The 19,742-nt window shown below is 59.2% G+C and carries 19 protein-coding genes; 9 read left to right on the forward strand and 10 right to left on the reverse strand.

Going from position 1 to position 19,742, the window contains the following annotated elements; genetic code table 11:
* Nucleotides 1-121 precede the first annotated feature (121 nt).
* From ACWAT4_RS41925 to ACWAT4_RS41940, 4 genes are all read left to right on the forward strand, one after another.
* Nucleotides 122-478 carry an XRE family transcriptional regulator gene (locus tag ACWAT4_RS41925; RefSeq protein ID WP_232995558.1) on the forward strand — a complete coding sequence of 119 codons (357 nt, stop codon included), beginning with the start codon at nt 122-124 and terminating at the stop codon, nt 476-478.
* 209 nt (nt 479-687) lie between these two features.
* On the forward strand, nt 688-918 hold the full coding sequence (locus tag ACWAT4_RS41930) for a hypothetical protein (RefSeq protein ID WP_188637395.1): 231 nt from the start codon (nt 688-690) through the stop codon (nt 916-918).
* Nucleotides 919-967: 49 nt separating this feature from the next.
* A complete protein-coding gene (locus tag ACWAT4_RS41935) occupies nt 968-1,150 on the forward strand; it encodes a hypothetical protein (protein WP_188637394.1) in 183 nt (60 codons plus the stop codon).
* 37 nt (nt 1,151-1,187) lie between these two features.
* Nucleotides 1,188-1,418: a hypothetical protein gene (locus tag ACWAT4_RS41940; protein ID WP_188637393.1), complete on the forward strand. Its 231-nt coding sequence runs from the start codon at nt 1,188-1,190 to the stop codon at nt 1,416-1,418.
* A gap of 9 nt (nt 1,419-1,427) precedes the next feature.
* Here the strand turns inward: ACWAT4_RS41940 and ACWAT4_RS41945 are convergent, their stop codons facing one another.
* On the reverse strand, nt 1,428-1,715 hold the full coding sequence (locus ACWAT4_RS41945; RefSeq protein WP_128930087.1) for a type II toxin-antitoxin system Y4mF family antitoxin: 288 nt from the start codon (nt 1,713-1,715) through the stop codon (nt 1,428-1,430).
* A 421-nt stretch (nt 1,716-2,136) separates the two neighbouring features.
* Here ACWAT4_RS41945 and ACWAT4_RS41950 point away from each other — a divergent pair, with 421 nt between their 5' ends.
* Together ACWAT4_RS41950 and ACWAT4_RS41955 are read left to right on the forward strand one after the other, a co-directional pair.
* The gene (locus ACWAT4_RS41950) at nt 2,137-2,451 is read left to right on the forward strand and encodes a type II toxin-antitoxin system TacA family antitoxin (RefSeq protein WP_128930086.1); all 315 of its coding nucleotides are present in this window, start codon (nt 2,137-2,139) and stop codon (nt 2,449-2,451) included.
* Nucleotides 2,439-2,966, forward strand: coding sequence for a GNAT family N-acetyltransferase (locus ACWAT4_RS41955; protein ID WP_128930085.1), 528 nt, complete (start codon nt 2,439-2,441; stop codon nt 2,964-2,966). The genes ACWAT4_RS41950 and ACWAT4_RS41955 overlap by 13 nt, the downstream gene beginning before the upstream one ends.
* A 790-nt stretch (nt 2,967-3,756) precedes the next feature.
* Here ACWAT4_RS41955 and ACWAT4_RS41960 read toward each other — a convergent pair.
* Nucleotides 3,757-4,716, reverse strand: a complete 960-nt coding sequence (locus tag ACWAT4_RS41960; protein ID WP_128930084.1) for a LysR family transcriptional regulator — start codon at nt 4,714-4,716, stop codon at nt 3,757-3,759.
* A gap of 553 nt (nt 4,717-5,269) precedes the next feature.
* Here ACWAT4_RS41960 and ACWAT4_RS41965 point away from each other — a divergent pair.
* Nucleotides 5,270-6,064 (forward strand): GntR family transcriptional regulator, encoded by a 795-nt coding sequence (locus ACWAT4_RS41965; protein ID WP_128930083.1) that lies wholly within the window; start codon nt 5,270-5,272, stop codon nt 6,062-6,064.
* 27 nt (nt 6,065-6,091) lie between these two features.
* Here the strand turns inward: ACWAT4_RS41965 and ACWAT4_RS41970 are convergent, their stop codons facing one another.
* From ACWAT4_RS41970 to ACWAT4_RS41980, 3 genes are all read right to left on the reverse strand, one after another.
* Complete coding sequence (locus ACWAT4_RS41970) at nt 6,092-6,976, reverse strand: Bug family tripartite tricarboxylate transporter substrate binding protein (protein ID WP_449731338.1); 885 nt, start codon at nt 6,974-6,976, stop codon at nt 6,092-6,094.
* Nucleotides 6,977-7,164: 188 nt separating this feature from the next.
* Nucleotides 7,165-8,535, reverse strand: a complete 1,371-nt coding sequence (locus tag ACWAT4_RS41975) for an amidohydrolase family protein (protein ID WP_128930081.1) — start codon at nt 8,533-8,535, stop codon at nt 7,165-7,167.
* Nucleotides 8,536-8,666: 131 nt separating this feature from the next.
* Nucleotides 8,667-10,142, reverse strand: coding sequence for an aldehyde dehydrogenase (locus ACWAT4_RS41980; RefSeq protein ID WP_128955150.1), 1,476 nt, complete (start codon nt 10,140-10,142; stop codon nt 8,667-8,669).
* Nucleotides 10,143-10,325: 183 nt separating this feature from the next.
* Between ACWAT4_RS41980 and ACWAT4_RS41985 the strand changes: the two genes are divergently transcribed.
* Together ACWAT4_RS41985 and ACWAT4_RS41990 are read left to right on the forward strand one after the other, a co-directional pair.
* Nucleotides 10,326-12,002, forward strand: coding sequence for a thiamine pyrophosphate-binding protein (locus ACWAT4_RS41985; protein ID WP_164933594.1), 1,677 nt, complete (start codon nt 10,326-10,328; stop codon nt 12,000-12,002).
* Nucleotides 12,003-12,090: 88 nt separating this feature from the next.
* Nucleotides 12,091-13,176 (forward strand): TRAP transporter substrate-binding protein, encoded by a 1,086-nt coding sequence (locus ACWAT4_RS41990; protein ID WP_128930203.1) that lies wholly within the window; start codon nt 12,091-12,093, stop codon nt 13,174-13,176.
* A 732-nt stretch (nt 13,177-13,908) separates the two neighbouring features.
* On the opposite strand, the gene ACWAT4_RS41995 is transcribed toward ACWAT4_RS41990, so the two are convergent.
* The 5 genes from ACWAT4_RS41995 to ACWAT4_RS42015 all read right to left on the reverse strand — a co-directional run bounded on the left by ACWAT4_RS41995 (nt 13,909) and on the right by ACWAT4_RS42015 (nt 19,643).
* A complete protein-coding gene (locus ACWAT4_RS41995; protein ID WP_128930077.1) occupies nt 13,909-14,394 on the reverse strand; it encodes an SEL1-like repeat protein in 486 nt (161 codons plus the stop codon).
* Between the two features lie 45 nt (nt 14,395-14,439).
* Nucleotides 14,440-15,039 (reverse strand): prepilin peptidase, encoded by a 600-nt coding sequence (locus tag ACWAT4_RS42000; protein WP_128930076.1) that lies wholly within the window; start codon nt 15,037-15,039, stop codon nt 14,440-14,442.
* 16 nt (nt 15,040-15,055) lie between these two features.
* The gene (gene gspD, locus ACWAT4_RS42005; RefSeq protein WP_128955149.1) at nt 15,056-17,353 is read right to left on the reverse strand and encodes a type II secretion system secretin GspD; all 2,298 of its coding nucleotides are present in this window, start codon (nt 17,351-17,353) and stop codon (nt 15,056-15,058) included.
* A 279-nt stretch (nt 17,354-17,632) separates the two neighbouring features.
* A complete protein-coding gene (locus tag ACWAT4_RS42010; protein WP_128930074.1) occupies nt 17,633-18,283 on the reverse strand; it encodes a DUF1007 family protein in 651 nt (216 codons plus the stop codon).
* Between the two features lie 82 nt (nt 18,284-18,365).
* A complete protein-coding gene (locus tag ACWAT4_RS42015) occupies nt 18,366-19,643 on the reverse strand; it encodes an MBL fold metallo-hydrolase (RefSeq protein ID WP_128955148.1) in 1,278 nt (425 codons plus the stop codon).
* Nucleotides 19,644-19,742: the final 99 nt, after the last annotated feature.

A 19,742-nucleotide genomic window follows, 5' to 3' on the forward strand; every position in this document is an offset into this window, starting at 1 on the left:
ACTAGAAAATGGAATAAGTGCTCTTGAGAGCAAATTATCGCACATAAAGCGCTCTTAAAAGCAAAATATGGCAAACTGCAGGAAATTGCTGTATGCTCTTAAGAGCATAATAATCTGCTTAATGGCCTTCAAGAGCATGGTAGCAACCAACAAACTTCAAAAGGCGCCCCCTTACCCGGTGTCACGGACGCTCACGCAATTGGGAGCGGATCTGCGTACTGCACGCATCCGCCGCAACATGACCATGCAGGACGCAGCCAGCAGAATTGGAACGGGCGTGCGCGCTGTTATGGACGCCGAAAAGGGCAAAGCATCGACGGGTATCGTGGTGTATGCCGGGCTGCTGTGGCTCTACGATATGCTCCAGCCCCTCGAAGAACTCGCTGACCCCTCAAAGGACAGGGAAGGGATTGCTCTGCAAGCGACGCGGGAACGCAAGCGGGCGCGCAAGTCCGGAGGGCTCGACAATGACTTCTAAAGCAACACCGAATGCTTCGTCTACATCACGCTGCCGTGTCAGACCGAACCGATAACCGCCGGCCCGATTCTAGCTCGCTAAGGATCGCCGTGGCAATGCATTGGCTCGCTTCGTCTACGGCAAGTTGTACCTCTCAAACGGAGATGCGGTCGCGATTGATCCTATCGAGCTTGAATTATCGGATGAGACTTACGAAACAGGCCGACTGAATGGCGGTCTTTGGCGCGTTACGCGATGCAAGCTCGGACTATTGGGGTCGCCGCGTCATCGAGAAGCATGCCGGGGTTCCCCAGCTTGGCGAACTCGACTATCTGCTGAATTCAGCCGACGACGGCGTAGGGGCGCTTGGTTTGGACTTGGTCAACAACCTCCGGCACCACGTCGCAAATTCAACAAGACGCTCGAACTTGCAAAGCTTCAGGAAATCGCCGAAGCCTTGATGCTCTAGGAAGATGTAAAACCGAGGAAGGCGCCCAGGTTCGAGACTGGATGCTGCTCGGCACCTCCATGGGCGGAGCCCGTCCGAAAGCTGTCGTCGAAGATGACCACGGATTCTGGATCGCAAAGTTCAATCGTCCGGACGACCGCTGGAACAACACTCGCGTCGAACGCGCGATGCTCGAGTTGGCCAAGGTTTGCAGCGAAGGACGTTCTTCTCGTCAAGCGCTTTGATCGCACGTAGACGGGCAAGGGATATTTGCGTTCGCGGATGATCAGCGGGCTAACCGGTTTGCGAGCTGATGAAGCCGTCGAGATGCGCGATCGCTGGTCCTATGTGTTGATGGCGGAAGAGATGCGCCGGGTCACGGAGGAGCCGGGAAAGGATGCGAAAGAACTTTTTCGACGCATGACGTTCAATGCACTGATTTCCAACGTCGACGATCAGCCGGCCGCGTGCATCACTACGGACGCGACCGACTTCGTTCAAGGAGTGCAATGAGCTCGGCCATTATGGCTTGCCTTTCTTGGCTTTCGCCACAATGGCATCCAGATCGACGGCGGACTTCGGGGCGGCGTGGCCCGAGGAGAGATTGCTGTCTGCATCGAGCTTGATGCCGAGAGCATCAAGGACGCGAAGGATGAGCCCGAGTTCTGCGCGCTGGTGGCCATGCTCGACTTCGATGATCCATTGGCGACTGACACCAACCTGTTTAGCTAGCGTCGACTGATCGAGCTTGAGGCGCTTGCGCCGGTCGCGGATGACGGCGCCAAGATCGGCTGCGGTACGTGTGAGCATGGAACATCCAAATGTCAGCGATCGCTTACATTACCGTGTCGCCGTTCGCTGACAATCGGAAATGTCAGCGTTTGACAACATTTTAGAATGTCGCCGATCGACGACATCTGCGCCGGGATGTCCAATCATTTGAGACGCCGACAGCGGCTTAGTTTGGCATTGACCAAGCAAGCGGCGACCCCGCTCGACCGCAGCTGGGTTTTTTCCGCTTTTGGTTTTCCGACCGTTGCCAGGGACCTCGCCCGTTGAGAATCGACTTGGGGAGTTAAGTTGGGTTATGTGAACGTTTCGGTTGATCCATTGGTCACTTATGTCCTCTTCGGCCCTTTTTTGGATAGTTTCTTCGGAACCATTCGAACCGTGTTGACATTGTGTACACGAATGCAATATAACGCTTCATAAGAAGTGAGGAGTAACCGCAATGGAAGCAGCACTACAGCGCCCTGCGGCGCGAGTAAGGTCGCGCCGCGTCCGGAGCGAAACCAATATCCACATTCGCGCTACCGCACAGGTAAAGCACTTGATCGATACCGCTGCAGTGGCGGTGGGCAAGACGCTTAGCGAATTCATGCTGGATAGTGCGCGGCAACATGCCATCGATGTGCTTTTGGACCAAAGGTTATTTGTCCTTGATCCAGAGAAGCACGATGCCTTCTTGAATGCACTTGATAACCCGCCTCCGGCCGGGACCAAGTTGAAGGCACTGATGAAGCGTAAGCCGCTTTGGCAGAAGTAATCGAACATCCGAGGAAGCGTGCGGGCATAACCTCCCCCACGCTTCTCAAGCCGACGCATGACTTTAGCCGCTTTGATTGCGGTAATGAAGCCCTGACCGATTGGTTGAAGAATCGCGCCCTCGACAGCGAGGGCAAGACTGCTCGCACCTATGTTGTTTGCGAGGGCAATTCGGTCGTAGGCTACTACTGCATCGCCTCTGGAAGTGTTGAGAGGGCTGCAATTCCCAAGCCGCCCATAAAAAGGCACGGACTCCCAAATCCCGTACCTGTAGCCATTATAGGCCGCTTGGCGCGAGATCTTACCTACAAGGGCAAGGGGCTCGGCCAAGACCTGCTTCAACATGCCCTCCACCAAATCGTTCACGCATCTGAAACGATCGGTATTCGCGCCATCCTGGTACACGCGATCGATGAGAAGGCTGCCGCTTTTTGGAAAGAAGCGGAATTCATAGAAAGTCCGATTGGGTCCCGAACATTTTTCCTCCCTATCGAAACTGCCATCGACGCACTCTAATGGCGTCACAATCCAACTGCCCCAGTACCGAATGGCCGAGCCGCTCCTGGACCACCTTAGGCGCCGCAATTCAAGCCCGCCATCAACCTTGCGGTTTATATATCAGCTCGCAAAGAAGTGCCGAAAGAGAGTGAAGCCCGGATATTTTGCGGCGTCCATGGCCTTCTCGTTGGAGCCTTACCTAACTTGGTGATACCGGCGGCGATTTGCACCGGTCACAGGGCCCCGTTTGACCATGTAATCGCGGGTGACGATCTCGACGTCCTTCACCGGACTGGAAACACCGATCCGAGATCGGGCTTGGGACATTGCAGCCTCCATTCACGCAACGCATTGAATGCGATCGGCGGCAATGGGACGAACGCTCCTCCGAGCCTGATTTCGGGCGGCCGAGCTGATTGTATTCGTCGGCGCGCTCATGAACATGAAACTTACGCTTGGTGAAATCGACATTGACCCCTGCCTGCCCCACAATTCCGACGCGGAAAGGCCAGTGAAGATCACGGTCTGGGAAATTGAGCCTTGGCTGGAGTTGCTGCCGTTCACGGCGGCCGGAATCCGTGCGACGGTTTGGCGAAGGTCAACCTCAGACGCCCCATCTCAAACGCGCAGAAACAGTTAGGCCGACAAAGGGATCACGCCTTCATTGCGAAGTCGCCAGCGCTTAACACCCATGATGGCCTTTGGCTCCGGTACCATTGCCTCGTTTCGAGTGTTGCGCACCGGCCTTTACGAGCAGTGGACACTATCGAGCTATGTGGGCACGCGCTTCTGGCTGTCGGCGATTTGGCTACGTCTTTGCCTTGCGGCGGACGCTGGCGCGATGCCGGATCTCGACGAAACCATTCGGCTCCTTTTTGGAAACGATCTGGCGTAGGATTTCCAGAAGCATGTCGATCACCTCGGATGCCACTCGCGTTGGCGGACGATCGGCAAGGTAAATGAGGTCCAGATCGCTTCTGATTTCGGGGGTGACAATGGGGCTGGCGCTCAAGACGCCAGTCTCGAGCTCGTATTTGACAGCGCCGAAGGGGAGGACAGCGGGAGCAAGGCCCTGTCGCACGAGGTCTTTCAGAAGGGTAACGGAATCGATCTCCAGCACCGTGGATACGGAGAGATTGAGGCCAGCGGCGCCCGCATCCAGCAAACTTCGGATCGGATTTTGAGCCGACGGAAGCAGCAGAGCATGTTCAAGGAGGCTCGCAAGGCCGACCGGATCGCCAGCGAACATCCCTGGTGGCCCGATGGCGAACAGCCGCTCGACGGCAAGGCACTCACTGACGAGGCGCGGGCTATCTGGCTGAAGGCCGTTGACTAATGCGACATCGATCGAGCCGGTCAGCACCCAGTTTTGCAAATAAGCGCTATATCCCTCAAGTAAGCGCGGACGAACGCGAGGCAGACGTTCGCGACAGGCCCTGATGAGCTCCGCTCCCGCCATGGCGATAACCGACGGCGTGGCTCCGATAATCACGTCGCCGGTCAGGTGTTTTCCTTCGGCCATGACCTCCTGACGAACAAGCTCCACGTCGCGCAGGATTTGGGATGCGCTTCGGTGCAGCATGAGGCCTGCTTCCGTCATCTGCATGCCTCTCCCGTCTCGGTCGAACAGCGGCGTTCGCAGTTCGTCTTCGAGAGCACTGATTGACCGGCTGATGGCAGGGCCTGCTACGCCGAGGTGAGCCGAAGCGCGGGCGATGCTCTTCAGATCCGCGACGAAAACGAAGTACCGAAGCTGTCGTAGGTCCATGGCTTATGAACGGGCGAATTGATACATAGCAAATGCCGTTCGGCTTGTGCGGACGGGACCGCGACAGCTCTGCAACCAACCGTCAAACCGAGCTTGCCGCATGAATTTTTGGCCCTCACATGTTAGCCACTCAGCTTATGCGAGCCTGGCAGAGCGCACCAGTAGACGTTGGTTTCTTCCTCGCCCATTCGCCAGCTAGCTTGGGCAAACGCATCGCAAGGGCGGCGGCTGCCGAGCTCTCCGGCATCGTAGGTATGAATGGGTCTGCGGGGCCTGAACGGCGATCTGCGAAAAGGACCGCGAGAACGTGCTTCGTTGAGCCGCAATCCGCAGGACCCCTTTCCGACCTTGACGCCTGGTGAGCAAGGATGGCAAGGCGCGTGCGGCGGCAACTCTTTCGACCGCGGCTCGTTCTCGCCCAGTGCAAGTTGGATATTCGGCAATGTCAGTCCGAGCGTCTCAAGCCTGAGGAGACTAAATCGCAGCTAGGCAGCAGGATAATCAACTAGTATTGTATGATACCAATTACCGAATTAGTACAAGGAATTACTGCGTGAAGGTTTCCAAAGTCCAGCGCGTACCGGCCAAGGCCGCACCGCTCCGGCAACAGGTCGCAAGCAATCTGCGCACCGCCATCATTGATGGCCGCTTTCAACCAGGCGAGCGGTTGAAGGAAGGCGAGCTGTGTGCATGGACCGGCGTCAGTAGGACTGCCGTCCGTGAAGCCCTGCGGCAACTGGAGGCCGAGGGCATCGTCGACAACATCCCCAATCAAGGACCCGTGGTGGCGCGGGTATCCCCCGACGAGGCGCGGCAACACTATGAAGTCAGGGGTATGCTGGAAGGGCTGACGGCAAGGACCGCCGCCGAGCGGATCTCTGAGCGCGAAATCAAGGACTTGCACCGGCTCAAACGAGATTTGGACCGCGCCTTCAAATCAGGTAGCGTTGCTAAGGTGCTCGAATGCAAGAATCAGCTCGACGAATTCCTGATGAGCGTTTCGGCCAACAGCGTCGTCAAGGGCTTCGTGAGCGTCATTCGCGCACGTCTCAGCTATCTTCGTCCCATTGTTCTGTCGCAGCCCGAACGCCTGAAGGAAAACGCTGTCGAGGTCCATGCGATAATCGACGCGATCATCACACGGAAGCCGCAGGCGGCGTGGCAGGCTGCCGTCAATCACGTCAACATGGGCGCGAGAGCAACCCTCAAGGTGCTGGAGCAGCTGGAGGTGGCGGCGGAACACCAGGCCGCGCTGGACGCGGAAGCCGCGCTTCGGGCGAAACGTCCGCGGGGACGGCCGCGCCGTGACGCGGCACCAAATAATCCGGTCGGTAGGGTGACGATGTAAAAACCGGTCCGCGCGATGGTCTATCTGCTATCCACCCTCGGCCTGGAGACCGTTGTCTCGAACCACCTGCCCCCAAATATGCGCCTGCTCCGCGTAAAAGTTGCGCATGTAGTCCGGATCGCTCGCAGCGACCGTCAGCCCCATCGCGTTGATCCGTCCCGTCACGCTGGCGTCCTTCAGAACCGCGCGCATCTCTGTATTGAAACGCGCGATGATCTGTTTGGGCGTCTTCCCGGGCGCATACAGTCCCCACCAAGGCGTCGCGACGAGATCGGGAAACCCGCTTTCGGCGAGCGTCGGTACGTCGGGAAGGGTCGGGTGGCGTGTTGCGCCGGTCTGAGCGAGAGGGCGCAGCAACTTGGCGTCGATCTGGCTGTTGAGCACCGTGGTCGCTGCGATGATCAGGTCAATATGTCCCGCAATCGCGTCGTTCACCGCGGGGGCTGCTCCCTTATAGGCAACGTGGCTCCACTGCGCGCCGGAGCGTTTGGCAAGCAGCAGCATCGTGAGATGGCCAAGACTCGCCGTTCCAGCCGACGCAAATGCGAAGCCGCCCTGCTTGGCTTTCGACGCAGCGATCAACTCAGCCAAAGTCTGGTAAGGGCGTGACGGCTGACAGGCAATGATGTTCGGCGCCGTACCGACCAGCATGACCGGATCCAGATCTGTCTCGGAATTATATGGCAGGCTCGGCTGCGTCACCGGGTTGGTCGCGTGAGTATCGAATACGAACAGCCACGTGCGGCCATCTGGCGGTGACTTCGCCACTGCCGCCGCGCCGATGCTGCCCGCTGCGCCCGGACGGTTTTCGATGATGATCGTCGTTCCCAGTCTCTGCTGCAAACCCGGCTGAACCAGACGGGCGATAGCGTCCAGCGTTCCGCCGGCAGGAAACGGGATGATGAACTTCATCTGACCCGCAGGCCAGTCCTCTGCCCTGGCAACAAAGGGGGTGGCGAGTGCGCCGGCGAGCACGGCACGTCGTGTCAGTTGTCCCATGTGTTTCTCCCGAGGTGATGATCGAGAACAAGACTTCGGACCAACAGTTCGGGGGGTGGCCCAGGACGGCATGCAAGCGTCGCCGGCCCCGCCCATTCTCCTTATCGCTGCGCAAACGTTGCGATCGGCCCTGCAACAGGTTTTCCGCGGTGCCAGACCGCCGAGATCTTGTGGACGTTGGCTATGTCGGCCGATGGATCGGCGTCGAGCACGACGAGATCGGCGAGCTTGCCAGCTAGCAGGACACCGCGGTCATCCAGCTTGAGCAGCTTCGCCGCGCCGCTGGTCGCGATGGTCAGCGCCTGCATCGGCGTGAGGCCGGCTTCAACCATGAGATCGAGCTCACGATGTTCGGCAATGCCGGGGAAACGCAGGCCCACGCCGGAATCGGATCCGAACCCGATGCCGATACCTGCCTTGTAAAGCGTCATCAGGTTCTTCTGGTTCATCGCCAGCGCCTTGCGGGCGCGCTCGGAAGCTGGTGCGTCATGGACCTTCTGCTGCCAAGCCGGATCCTCCAATTGCGTCTTCACGGCGGGATCCAGTGCCCGGTTCACGAACGGATCCGCCGAGACCTGCGGCTTGTCGGCAAAAATGAAATTTGAATCGTCGAGCGCCAAGGTGGGAACGTACCAGGCGGCATTCTTCTTCATCAATTCGATCGTCGGCGGATCGATCTCTTTGTCACGGATGCCGTGCGCCAGAATGTCAGCGCCGGCCTTCAGGGCGGCCTGAGCATCTTCGAGGTCGTTGATGTGGAAGGCGACCCGAAGCGCGTTCTTGTGGGCCTCGTCGACGGCGGCGGTATAGACCTCCGGCTTCACTTTGACTGGCAGCAGCTTGCCGAAGTCGTCAAGCCAGATCTTGATCAGGTCGGTCTTGCGTCCCGCCATCTCCCTCACCGCTTCGCGCGCTGCGTCGGGCGTATCCGGGCGATAGATCTGGTTCGGGCCGACGGGAACGATCGCCACGGGCGGTGCTCCCATCGCAACCCCAATGCCGCGGTCGGCGCCAAAGATGTCGGCCCCTGGCGCCTTGCCGGCATGTAGATCCGCTCGCAGATCGTAGAATTCAGGTGCGTTCAGGCCCAGCGACGTGATCGTGGTGACGCCATAGGCCTCCCACTGTCGAAGTTGGGACAAGATGTAGTCGCGATTATAGTTGTCCGGACTCGCCTTGAGGCCCCTGACGATACCCACATGGGAATGATCCGAGATCATGCCGGGGATGATGGACTTGCCCTTGAGGTCAACGACATCGGCATCGGATGGCACCGGCACCGCCGTTACGGACCCAACGGCCGCGATGCGTCCGTCGCGAATGACCAAGACGGAATCGGGAAGCGGCTTTCCACCCGCTCCGTCGATCAGAGTGGCTCCCTTCAGGACGACTGACTTTGTTTGCGCCTGTCCCGGCATGCCCGATAGACACAGGCCCGCGATGGCCAAGATGACGACCGATGCGGCTCTCATGCGGCGCTCCTCCCTGTTTCCTCGTTCCCCACGGGTTGGTCCCAGGGGCCATTAAATCTTATAGTACTATATTACGAGCAATTAGCAATTGATCCCGAGACGATGCGCCCTGGATCACCTAACTCAGCGATTTATCGCAGCACGAACGGATAGGGCTCGTCGCCGCTGCTCATCCAGACGGTCTTGGTCTGCATGTATTCGTTGATGGCCTCGATGCCGTTTTCGCGACCGAGACCGCTGCGCTTGTAACCGCCGAACGGGGCCATGTAGCTCACCGTGCGGTAGGTATTGACCCAGACCATGCCGGCCTTTAGCCGGTCAGCCATGACATGGGCGCGCTTCATGTTCTGCGTCCAGACGCCTGCGGCCAGACCAAAGAGGATGTCGTTGCCGATCTCGACGGCTTCCTCCTCATCGCGAAATGGGATCACGGACAGGATCGGGCCGAACACCTCCTCCTGCGCGATCCTCATGCTGTTCTTGACGCCGGTGAAGACCGTGGGCTCGACGAAGAGACCCTTGCCGCATTCCGGCCGATGGGCACGATCGCCTCCGAGTGCCAGATGCGCGCCATCCTTCTTGCCGATCTCCATATAGGCGAGGACCTTGTCGAACTGCGGCCGGTTGGCGACCGGCCCGACCTGTGTTTCGTTCTGCATTGGATCGCCCATCTTGATCGTGGCCGCCGCCTTCAGGAGCTTTTCGACGAAGGCGTCGTGGACAGATTCCTGTACCAGCATTCGCGAACCGGCGATGCACGCCTGCCCGACGGCCGCGAAGATTCCGGCAATGGCGCCGTTGACCGCATTGTCGAGATTGGCGTCGTCGAACACGATATTGGGCGACTTGCCGCCCAGCTCCAGGCTGACGCGTTTCAGGCCGCGCGCAGCGCCCTTGTAGATCTTCTGGCCGGTGGCATCGGAGCCGGTGAACGCGACCTTGGCGACCTGAGGATGCTCGACCAGCGCCGGCCCGACCTCATTGCCAAAGCCGGTAACCACGTTGATGACCCCAGGGGGGAAGCCCGCCTCCTCCACCAGCGCCATCATCTCGAGGAGCGATGCGGAGGTGAATTCCGAGGGCTTGAGCACCACGGTATTTCCGGCCGCCAGCGCCGGCGCAAGCTTCCAGGCGACCAGCATCAACGGCGAATTCCAGGGGATGATACCGACGACGACGCCGACCGGCTCGTGCTTGGTGTAGGTGAACATGTTGGGCTTGTCGATCGGGATGACCGAGCCCTGAATCTTGTCCGCGAGGCCGCCGAAGTAATAGTACCATTGCGGAATGTAATTGAGCTGCCCTCGCATCTCGCTGATCAGCTTGCCGTTGTCCCTCACTTCGATCTCGGCGAGCCGCTCTGCATTCGCCGCGATCAGGTCCCCCAGCTTGCGCATCAGCGCGCCGCGCTGCGTTGCATTCAGCTTGGGCCACGGCCCCACATTCATCGCCCGATGCGCCGCCTGGACTGCGCGCGCGGCATCCTCGGCATTGCCGCGCGGGATCAACGCCCATGGCTCGGCGGTGTAGGGATTCATGGTCTCGAACCACTCGCCCGAGGCCGGATCCTCCCACTTTCCACCGATATACATCTGGTACTTCTTCACGGAACGCCTCCCTGCAGCATAAATATCTGGAATCATAATATCGTATTATTGGCTTTTAGTGAGGTCAAGCTATTGCTTACTACGCGCCCTGAGGGAGGTTTGACAAAATATCTTTTGCAATAATACGGTATGACATACTTTATTGACGTTGCAGGTCGACGAACCCGCGCGGGGAGGACTAGAATGACAAACAACGTGGCCACCGACATCACCGCTGCGCTAAAGCATGCCGGTGTCGAGAACTTCTTCCTCCTCACCGGCGGCGACCAGCCGTTGTGGATCGCGCTTCGCGATGCCGGAATTCGAATGGTGGTCGCACGCAGCGAGGCCAGCGCGGTCTACATGGCGGACGGTTATGCCCGCGCCAGCGGCCGCGTCGCGCCGGCCTATGGGCAGGCCGGGCCCGGCGCCGCCAACGTCGCGGCCGCACTGGCAGATGCCGTCTGGGCCCAATCGCCGGTATTCGCGCTGACAGGAGCGACCGCGACGCAAGCCCTGCACATGAACGAGTATCAGGACCTCGACCAACATGTCATTTTCCAGCCCGTCACGAAGTGGAACGGTGCCGTCGCCGCTCCTGAGATGACAGGGAGTCTCGTCTCGCAGGCGCTTCACATCGCGGCGACACCGACATGCGGACCCACCCATCTCGACGTGCCGAAGAATTTCTTCGCGCTGCCCGGGGACCCGCAAACCGCGAACCGGCTAGAACGTTCCTACTCAAATGCCGCCAGCAAGGTGCGTGCGCTCGGCACCGAGGTTGCTACGGCGCTCGACCTCCTCAAGCGCGCGGAGCGCCCGGTTCTGTTTGTCGGCGAGGGCGTGCGGCTTGCCGGCGCGTGGGCCGAACTGGCACTGCTGTCGGACCTTGCGGGCATCCCGATCGTCGCCACGGCTGGCGGCAAGCCGGCCATTCTGACGTCACACCCGAATTTCTGCGGCATCGTCGGACGCTATTCCTCGGTGAGCGCCAACAAGCTCGTGGCAGAGGCCGATTGCGCCCTCGCTCTCGGGACCCGATTGGGCGGACTGGCAACCAACGGCTACACTTTGCCGAGCCGCAAGGCGACCGTGATCCAGATCGACCATGATCCGGCTTCCCTCATTAACACCTACGCGCCACGCCTCGGTGTCCGCGCCGACATCAAGATCTTCCTCACCGACCTACTTGACCTCGTTAAACAGCAGAATTTGCGGACATCGTCCGCCTGGCTGGACCGCTGCCGCCGCGATACTGATAAATGGACAGCTAATCACCGCGAACAACTCGCTGCGTCAGGTGGCAACACGGCCCTCTCCCCGCTTTCGGTGCTCGACGAGCTCTCCCGCTATGGCAGCGAGATCACGCTGGTCGCAGACACAGGTTACATGGCTGCCTGGACCGGCGTGCTGTTCCCGACGCTGCGTTACGACGCCTTCTTCCGCGCAGTCGGATCGCTCGGCTGGGCGCTCCCCGCCTCGCTCGGCGTCCAGATCGCGCGATCGGAGAAGGTGGTATGCATTACCGGCGACGGCGGCGCCGGCTATCACCTGGCTGATGTCGAGACGGCGGTTCGCTACAGGCTGCCGGTCGTGATCATCGTCATGAACAACAGCGCGCTCGCCTTCGAATATCACGAGAAATATCGCTGGAAGGGAAATGTGGTTGCGGAAGCGAACGATTTCGGGCGCGTCGACTTCGCCGCGGCCGGAATCGCGCTGGGTGCAAGGGGCGCACGCGCCACCAATCGCGAGGAATTTGTGGCAGCCATGGCGGTCGCAATGAAGGCATCCAATCCGTTCGTGATCGACGTCGTCATCGACAAGGAAGCCTTTCCGCCCGTCACCAATTTCGATGCCGTGATGGAACGGAAGCTCTAGATTGGCGGACGGCGCGCCGGAGGAGCGGGCACGCCGTCAGCGATCCAACCTACGACAATCAACAATCATAAAGAACCAGGGTGGAACCATGAAGACCCGTCGAGCTATTGTTGGAGTTGCCGCGGTCGGCCTGTTGCCGCTGACCGCCCCCTCTGTCGTCCGAGCGCAAAAGGCCACGATCCGCTGGCGCCTGGCGTCCAGCTATCCCAAGAACCTCGACACCATTCACGGTATCGCCGTTCGCCTTGCCAAGCACGTCGAGGAGATGACGGATGGCGGCTTCCAGATTCAGGTGTTCGGCCCCGGGGAAATCGTGCCAGGCCTGCAGGTACTCGATGCCGTGCAGAGCGAAACGGTCGAGATAGGACACACGGCATCGATCTACTACAGCGGCAAGAACAAGGCGTTTGCGATCGACACCGGGCTGCCGTTCGGAATGACGCCACGCCAGCATCTGTCGTGGATGTATCGCGGCGGCGGGCTCGAACTGTTCAGGGAGTTCTTCAAGTCCTACGGCGTCGTGAACTTTCCCGGCGGCAGCACGGGCGTGCAGATGGGCGGTTGGTTTCGCCGCGAGGTCAATACGCTCAATGATCTGAAGGGCCTCAAGATGCGCATCCCCGGCATTGCGGGCGACGTGGTCGCACGCCTCGGCGTCGTTCCTCAGAACATTGCCGGCGGCGACACCTATGCTGCACTAGAAAGAGGCACGATTGACGCGGTCGAATGGGTCGGCCCCTACGATGACGAGAAGCTGGGCTTCAACAAAGTCGCAAAATATTACTATTACCCGGGCTGGTGGGATTGCACGGGGCAGTTGGCCTTCTATGTAGGAGCGAAGGCTTGGTCGGCCTTGCCTGCTCATTATCAGCGGGCATTCGAGGTGGCCGCCGCGGAGGCCTCCTGGGACATGCTGTCGCATTACGACGCCAGCAACATGGCGCCGCTGCGTCGGCTGATCGCAAACGGCACCGAGCTCAGGCCATTCTCGCGCGAGATCATGGAGGGCGGCTATCGCGCGGCATTCTCGCTCTACGCCGAAGAGACGGAGAAGAATGCCGAGTTTCGCAAGATCTACAGCGAATGGCTGAAGTTTCGTGAGGACATCGTGACCTGGTTCAGGGTCGCAGAAGCGAGCTTCGAATCCAATCTGTATAGCTTGTACAAGACGTGACCGGATCGGTCTCTAGGGCTCGGGGGCCCGCGCTTCGCATCGGCAACTCAGGCGACTTCCAGCAGCCGCGTTCAAACGATGCCCAAGAAGTTTCGTGCTGGCTATCCTTCTTGGACTGGCTGCGGCCGAATATGGATCGTGAGGGTCTTACCGCGCACGCTCCGTCATCCCCTCGAACTGTGTGCGGTAACACAACTCTGGGCCCTGACGCGATATATATAGTGCTACGCCGCAGAGTTCTTACTCGGCAACGACGCCCAGTAACGAATTCAGCACGAACACAGGACAGCCCGAGCCGGCGCATGCGGAGTAGGTTGGTGCCGCCGGAAGGCGATGCAATCATGTTGGACGGATTGGGACCGCCAAAACCGCTCGGCGCCGGGGCGGCAACTCCGGCAGACCTTGTCACCCGCCCATGGGACTGACTTTCCGCATTTTATAGCCAAATTGCCGGGCTGGCTCCACGTGAATACGCAAGCAAGGCGTAACTTAAGAAGGCACGGCAATGATCTGCTCGCTGTGAATTTCGCTATTCCGAGCGAAGGAATTGAGCAGAAGGCGCGCAAGACCGGTGGCTCGTGCGCCGAACCCGAGCAGATCAGAACCGACGTCGACCGCCACGCCGCCGAACCGAGAGTCTACAGATGCATCCTAGCTGCGCCGCGAAAAGCGACGGCTAGCACCATTCGCACATGATCGAAGAAGGCCTGGTCGGAACCTCGAAAAGTGGGATTAAGGTGCCGTTCCGGGCCGCCATTGAATGGCTAGCCATTGAGCTTGGCTGAGTTGTGCAGGCGTGAGATTATTGGCTACCGCGTCTCTTGTTCGAAGGTAATACGGGCGCCGTAGCTGAGGAGCGTGGGCGGCAGCCAAATTCAGCCACATGTACGCAAGAACGCCATCCTGCGCAACGCCATGCCCCTTATCGTAGGAGAGGCCGAACAAATATTGGCCTGTCGGATCACCGCATGCGGCTGCCGTGTGGTAATACGCCGCGGCTATCTCGTAGGACTGCGGGACATTGAAGCCATGTTCGTGCCTGAAGCCCAAGACAGCTGCGGCTCGAGCGGACCGGCATGCTTCAATCGCACCGCCCGCCGCCGAAACATGTCGCCGCGCGAATGAGCGCCCGTTTTCGGAGAGTTCGGCGCCGAACACGTTGCCGATAGTCCACAGTGTGAGGAACAAAGTTCCGATCAGGGGGCGTGCATTCTTCATAGATGTTCCCGAGTCGATTTGCAATCTGCAACGATCATTCGAACCTCACCAGACCTTCCATATCAGCCATGTGACCCAAATGGCTGGCGCGAAGAACAGACCGAACGGCAGCCGGGTGATGGCTTGGATGCTGTCGCGACGGAGAAGCGCCGCAATTCCGCAGGCGATTAAAGCTGATCCGGCCGCGACCTCGATTGCGATTGGAATCAGATTCCAATCGAGCCAGACTCCAGCAACGCCGGCGAGTTTGACGTCCCCCAACCCGATGCCGTCGCGCAGACGGACGGACCTGTAGGCGATGCGCAATAGCCAGAACATCGCGGCTAATGCCGCTCCGCGCGATGCTGCCGTCGCGAGCGTCGGCACCATCCAGTCTGGAGGTTGCACGAACACGTTTGCCAATCCGAGTACAAGCGCCAGGATGGTCAGTTCGTCTGGTATTACGAAGAGTCGCGCATCTATAACGGCGATTGCGATGGCAACGGCGGAGAATGCCGCCCCGAGGAGGCCTGCGGAGCTCGGATCCGCTGCGACGCTCGTCGCCATGCAGACGGCGCAGAGGACGAATGCCGCCGTGACCGTGACGTGGGTCGGTGCTCGGAACGTGAGAAACTTTTGCGAGCAACGCGAGAGGCGTTCCGGCATTTTCCTCGTTGCTCCTTCATTGAAGTAGTGGCGGTTGTCTTCCCTTGGAAGGAAGGGACTCGACCGTTCCGCGCAGCTTTGCCCGAAACTCCTCGGCGACGTAGTGGGCGGCAATGCTGTCCCGAATGACTTGCGGACGGATGAAGATAATGAGCTCGGTCCGGGTCGTCGTCTTGTTCTGGTGCGACAGGAGGTCGCCAATTTTCGGTATCTCGTCGAGAACCGGAATCCCACCACGATCGACTTCAGTGTTTTCCTGAATGAGGCCTGCCAAGAGTACGGTTTGCCCGTTCGGCACGGCGACAGAGCTCTTCACTTTGCGTTGCGAGACGGTCGGCGTGAGCGAGTTCGCGGTCGCGTTCGTCGCCTGACTGATTTCTTGCTCGATATCGAGGCGCACGTTGCCGTCGGGACTAACCCGAGGAATGACGCGCAAGATAATGCCGGTGTTGCGATAGTCGATTGAGTTGATGATCGTGTTGTTGGTGCCGGTCGCCGAATTGAGAACGTTGCCGGTGCCGGTCGATACCGGGATCTCGTTCCCAACGAGTAGTGTGCCGACCTGATTGTCGATCACAACCAGCGAAGGGTTCGATAATATCTTGACATCTGTCACCGCGTGCAGCGCATCTATGATCATGTTGGGCTGCGCCTCAGGGCCGACGAGGAAATTAAAGCCTGGGAAGGCGCGGTTAAGGAAAGCGGATGCGACGCCATTGAGGACGCTCGACTGCTGTCCTGGGGGGGAGCTTGGGACGTTCAGGGCGGAGCCTCGATCGGGAGCCATACCGAGGTTTTTGCTTTGGATGAAAAATTGAACCCCGTAGCTCAGATTGTTGTTGAGCGTAACTTCAGCGATGGTCGCATCGATCGCGACTTGAGCCTGCGGTTGGTCGAGCTGGCGTATGGTCTGTTCGACGGTCCGGTAATTCTGAGCGTTCGCATAGATAAGCAGGGAGTTCGTGGAAACGTCGGCTGCGATGCGAATCCCCTCCATCACGGGCCTGCCGCTAAGGCCAGCGCTCTGTAGCTCCGAGCCGCCAGTGTCGTTCCCTGTTCGCGATCCGCCCCCGAGTGCGCCTCCGCCGAAATCAGTATTGCCTTTTGTGCTTGTGGAGGAGCTGGAAGTCGTTGAGATGGCTGGTAGTCGGTCGGCATTGGACGATGTCCTCACCAAACCGCTCCCAGGCGCGACCTGTCCCGCCGCGCTGTCGGTTGCATTTGAGCTGCCTCCGCCGAAGATTTCGCCGAGCACTTTCGCGAGCTGCCGGGCGTCGCCGTACTTGACCCGGCGGACATGTACAACAACACGGGCAGGATCTGATGCGTCGAGTCGGCCAATCCAAGTCTGGACCGTTCGCAGGAGCTGCGGCTTGGAGGTTACCGCCAAAATCGCGTTGCGGCGCTCCATTACCTGAAACTTGACAAGATCGTGCCCAACGTCGCCTTCCTTTGAATTCAAGATTTTTTCGAGTTCTGTCAGGACAGGCTCAGGAGCGCTGTTCTGGAGTGGAAAGATACCGACTGACTGCCCCCGCATCCAATCAACGTCGAAACCAACAGCCGTATCGACGACCGTGCGACGCTCGGGCCCTGTGCCCTGAACCAGCAGCATGTTGCGAGCCTTATCCACGCGAACCGCACCGGGCTTCGTAGCAAAACTATCCAGGAGCTGCATCAGCGTCCCGGCCGATATGTATTGAAGCGGCACGACAGAGACGCCAAATCCCGGCTCCACGTTTGCAGGCTGCGAATCAAGACTGCCGGCTGCGAGTGCCTCTGTCTGTGGGACAATTCGATAAGCGGCGCCGTCGCGGACGAGCGCGACTCCTGCCAATCGGAGCGCACTCTCGAACACGAACAGCAAGTCCTGCTTCGGAACCGGCCTTCCCGACGCAATATTGATATTGCCCTGAGCACGCGGGTCGATTGTGTAGCTCGTCTTCAGGATGTCGCCGAGTACAGTTTTTGCAACCGACGCAATCGTGGCGTTTTCGAAATTCAGTTCATACCCGGGACCGGTGCCGGTACTCGTCGCCGGGGCCACGATTGCCTGCATAGAAGAGACCGGCTCGGCCGAAAAGAGTTGGGCGCGACCTGGCCGGACAGTGCCTTGCAGATCGGCTTCTGCGGTGCGTTCCGGAAATCGGGGAAGCAGATCCTGATTACGAACCTCATCCATTACGTCAGGTTTGGTGTGAGTGTCCTGCCACGTGAGTGGCGCGCCGCATCCCGTCAGAGCCCCCGCGGCAACTAGGGCAATTGTCTTCTTCAGCTTCGCGCCACATCGCAAACGGTGCAGGCGTGTCAACATAGCGCGTAGCCTCTCACTCTCTCGCGTCTTCATTACAAATGCGAGCAGATCGTCGAGCGCGTGAACCGCGCGGCGCCCAATCTTCTCAATGATTGACGTTACTCCTTATGTTGTTGTCGCAACGGCTAAGCCGCATGCAACAATATCGCTGCACCGACACTTTCGTTTCGCCCGTGACAATTCTGCAAAGCAATGTCTCCGCGCGCGAAATCGCTCATAAGACAGCTTGTTCAGCGTCGAGCGGCGACTTCATTCGGTTGAGCAAGGCTGTAATTGCCTCTAACTTAGACATCGCACCGAAACCTTGTTTGAGTATTGCGCATCCCAACCGACCGGTTGAACGTTGGGATTGAGATAAGCATCGCCGAGAAGTTCCCGTTGAGCGGCGGCATCGCCTGGCCGTGCGACGACGAGCGCGCAGTCTTTGGGTGCCTTCGTCATGATGACGGCGTCTCCTTCTTGGAAATCGAACTCGATCTCGTCTGTTTCATCGAAGAGCTCGAGCGTGAAATTGCTGTTGCTCACGGGCTGCTTGAAGTTGAGAGCCATATGCAATGTTAGCACCGATCCATCCCACTCGAGCCATGAATCGGATGCGCCATCGAATGGCTGCTTGGTGCCATTGACGCGCGCGAACGTATAGAAGTCAGACGCGCGCAGCGAATTAACCGTCGCCCTGGCCAGCGGATCAAGCTGGTCACGCCCGAGGTGTGGGGCGCTTTCGTTGAGGCCGCTACTTCGCAATGCCGTCACCGACGTTTCCCTATCGTAGGTCCAAGATACGCGGACGCCGCTGATAGAGCCATTTCCATCAAAGATAACCGCATCATGCATGTGAACCAATATATCCGGATGAGCGTCGACGTGCCTTGCGTGGATGCACACACACAGCGTTGCGACGATTACGAACCAAATCAGAGAGCGTTTCATTGCATCATTTCAGTTGCATCCGGCGCGCGGATCGTGGAAGGGCGCGACGGCTCCTCTTTTCGAGCAGCCGTCGGCGCGGTGGTCACGGCTTCCCGTGGTCGTCGTGGTGGTCGTCTGGATCAGAACCGCAATAATGCTTGATGGCGGGCAGCTTCTTTGGATTGTCCCAGCGCGGGTCCCGAATGTCGTAGACGATGGGCTTTGCGTAATCTTCGGGATCAACGAGCCATCGTGTGTCTGGCCATTGATCGAGTGTCAGGCCGAGGCGCTTAATTTGATCCAGGTATCCGCCGTAAACGGCGGGCGAGATGGATTCCTTGAAGGTCGACCCGGTGGTCAGATGCAACGGAATGAAGATCTTCGGGTTCAGCGCTTGAATATACGCGAAGGGATCACGATAAGAATTGTTATCGAAATTGGCTGTCGCAATCGTACCGGCATCCACATCGGTGGCCGGTAAACTCTTCAGGATGTTCGTGATACGCTGGCCGTCAGCTGGCGTGCCGTTGGGCCACCCGCTTCCCAATCCTTCTTTGAGTGCTCCCGACGAGTTATACCAAGCAAAGGTGAAGTGACGACCTTCGCGCAACACAAAATCGAAAAACAGCGGAATAGGGCCACCCGGACCACCACTGCCGCTGGTAGCAATGTTGATCTGCCCAGGCAGCGTCCCACTTTTCCCGGGCGCAAGCGGCGTTCCGGCCGGAAACAGCCCCGGATCGCGCGGGTCAACCGCATAATAAACGGACGGATTAGGTGCCCGCGGCCAGGTCGGGTCGACCGGGACTGCAACCGAGTGCAAGTGTCGGAAGGCGATTACGCAGGCGTCCGGTTCCAGGAAGTCCAGTTTGACAATTTGGGTGCCGGGAACCGAACCGGTCGTCGTGACCGTGTTGCAGGAGATCGACGCCTTGTGAGGAAACGCCGTAGCCGGATTACCTTGAATCGCCGGGTCGGCCTGCTCGCGCGCGAAATCGGCTTGCAGGGCAACGCAGGTTTCCGCGGTGGCGTAGAGTTTCGCGCCGGTCATCGCAGCGATGTAGGCCGCGTTGTCCGCGTGATCGAAGTGACCATGCCCGATTAGAAGGCCTTCTGGTTTGAGAGCAACCAAATCGCCGATAACGAAGGGCGTGCGGCCCGGCGAAACTTCGAGCCGAGTGACGTAAGTGTCCAAAAGCAAAACGTGGCCGGCAATGGAAGCCGCCAGAGTTGAATTCGAGAGCCACGACAAGATGACCTTGTCGGGACTGACCCGCCCGGACTCGGGATCGACGTTCTCGTCGCCGAAAAATTTCTGACGCGCTGCGATCAAGTCGCCATTGTTTGCGTGAGCCGTGGTCGACAACGCCGAACCTGCCATGAGCGTCGCGGCCAAAGCCAAGGCACACTTGGTTGGGATTGAGTTCCTGCGTAACATATAAAGGTTCCTCTTTCGGTTGTTCAATCGTTAGAGTGAAGG

Source organism: Bradyrhizobium sp. T-1, from assembly GCF_053592855.1.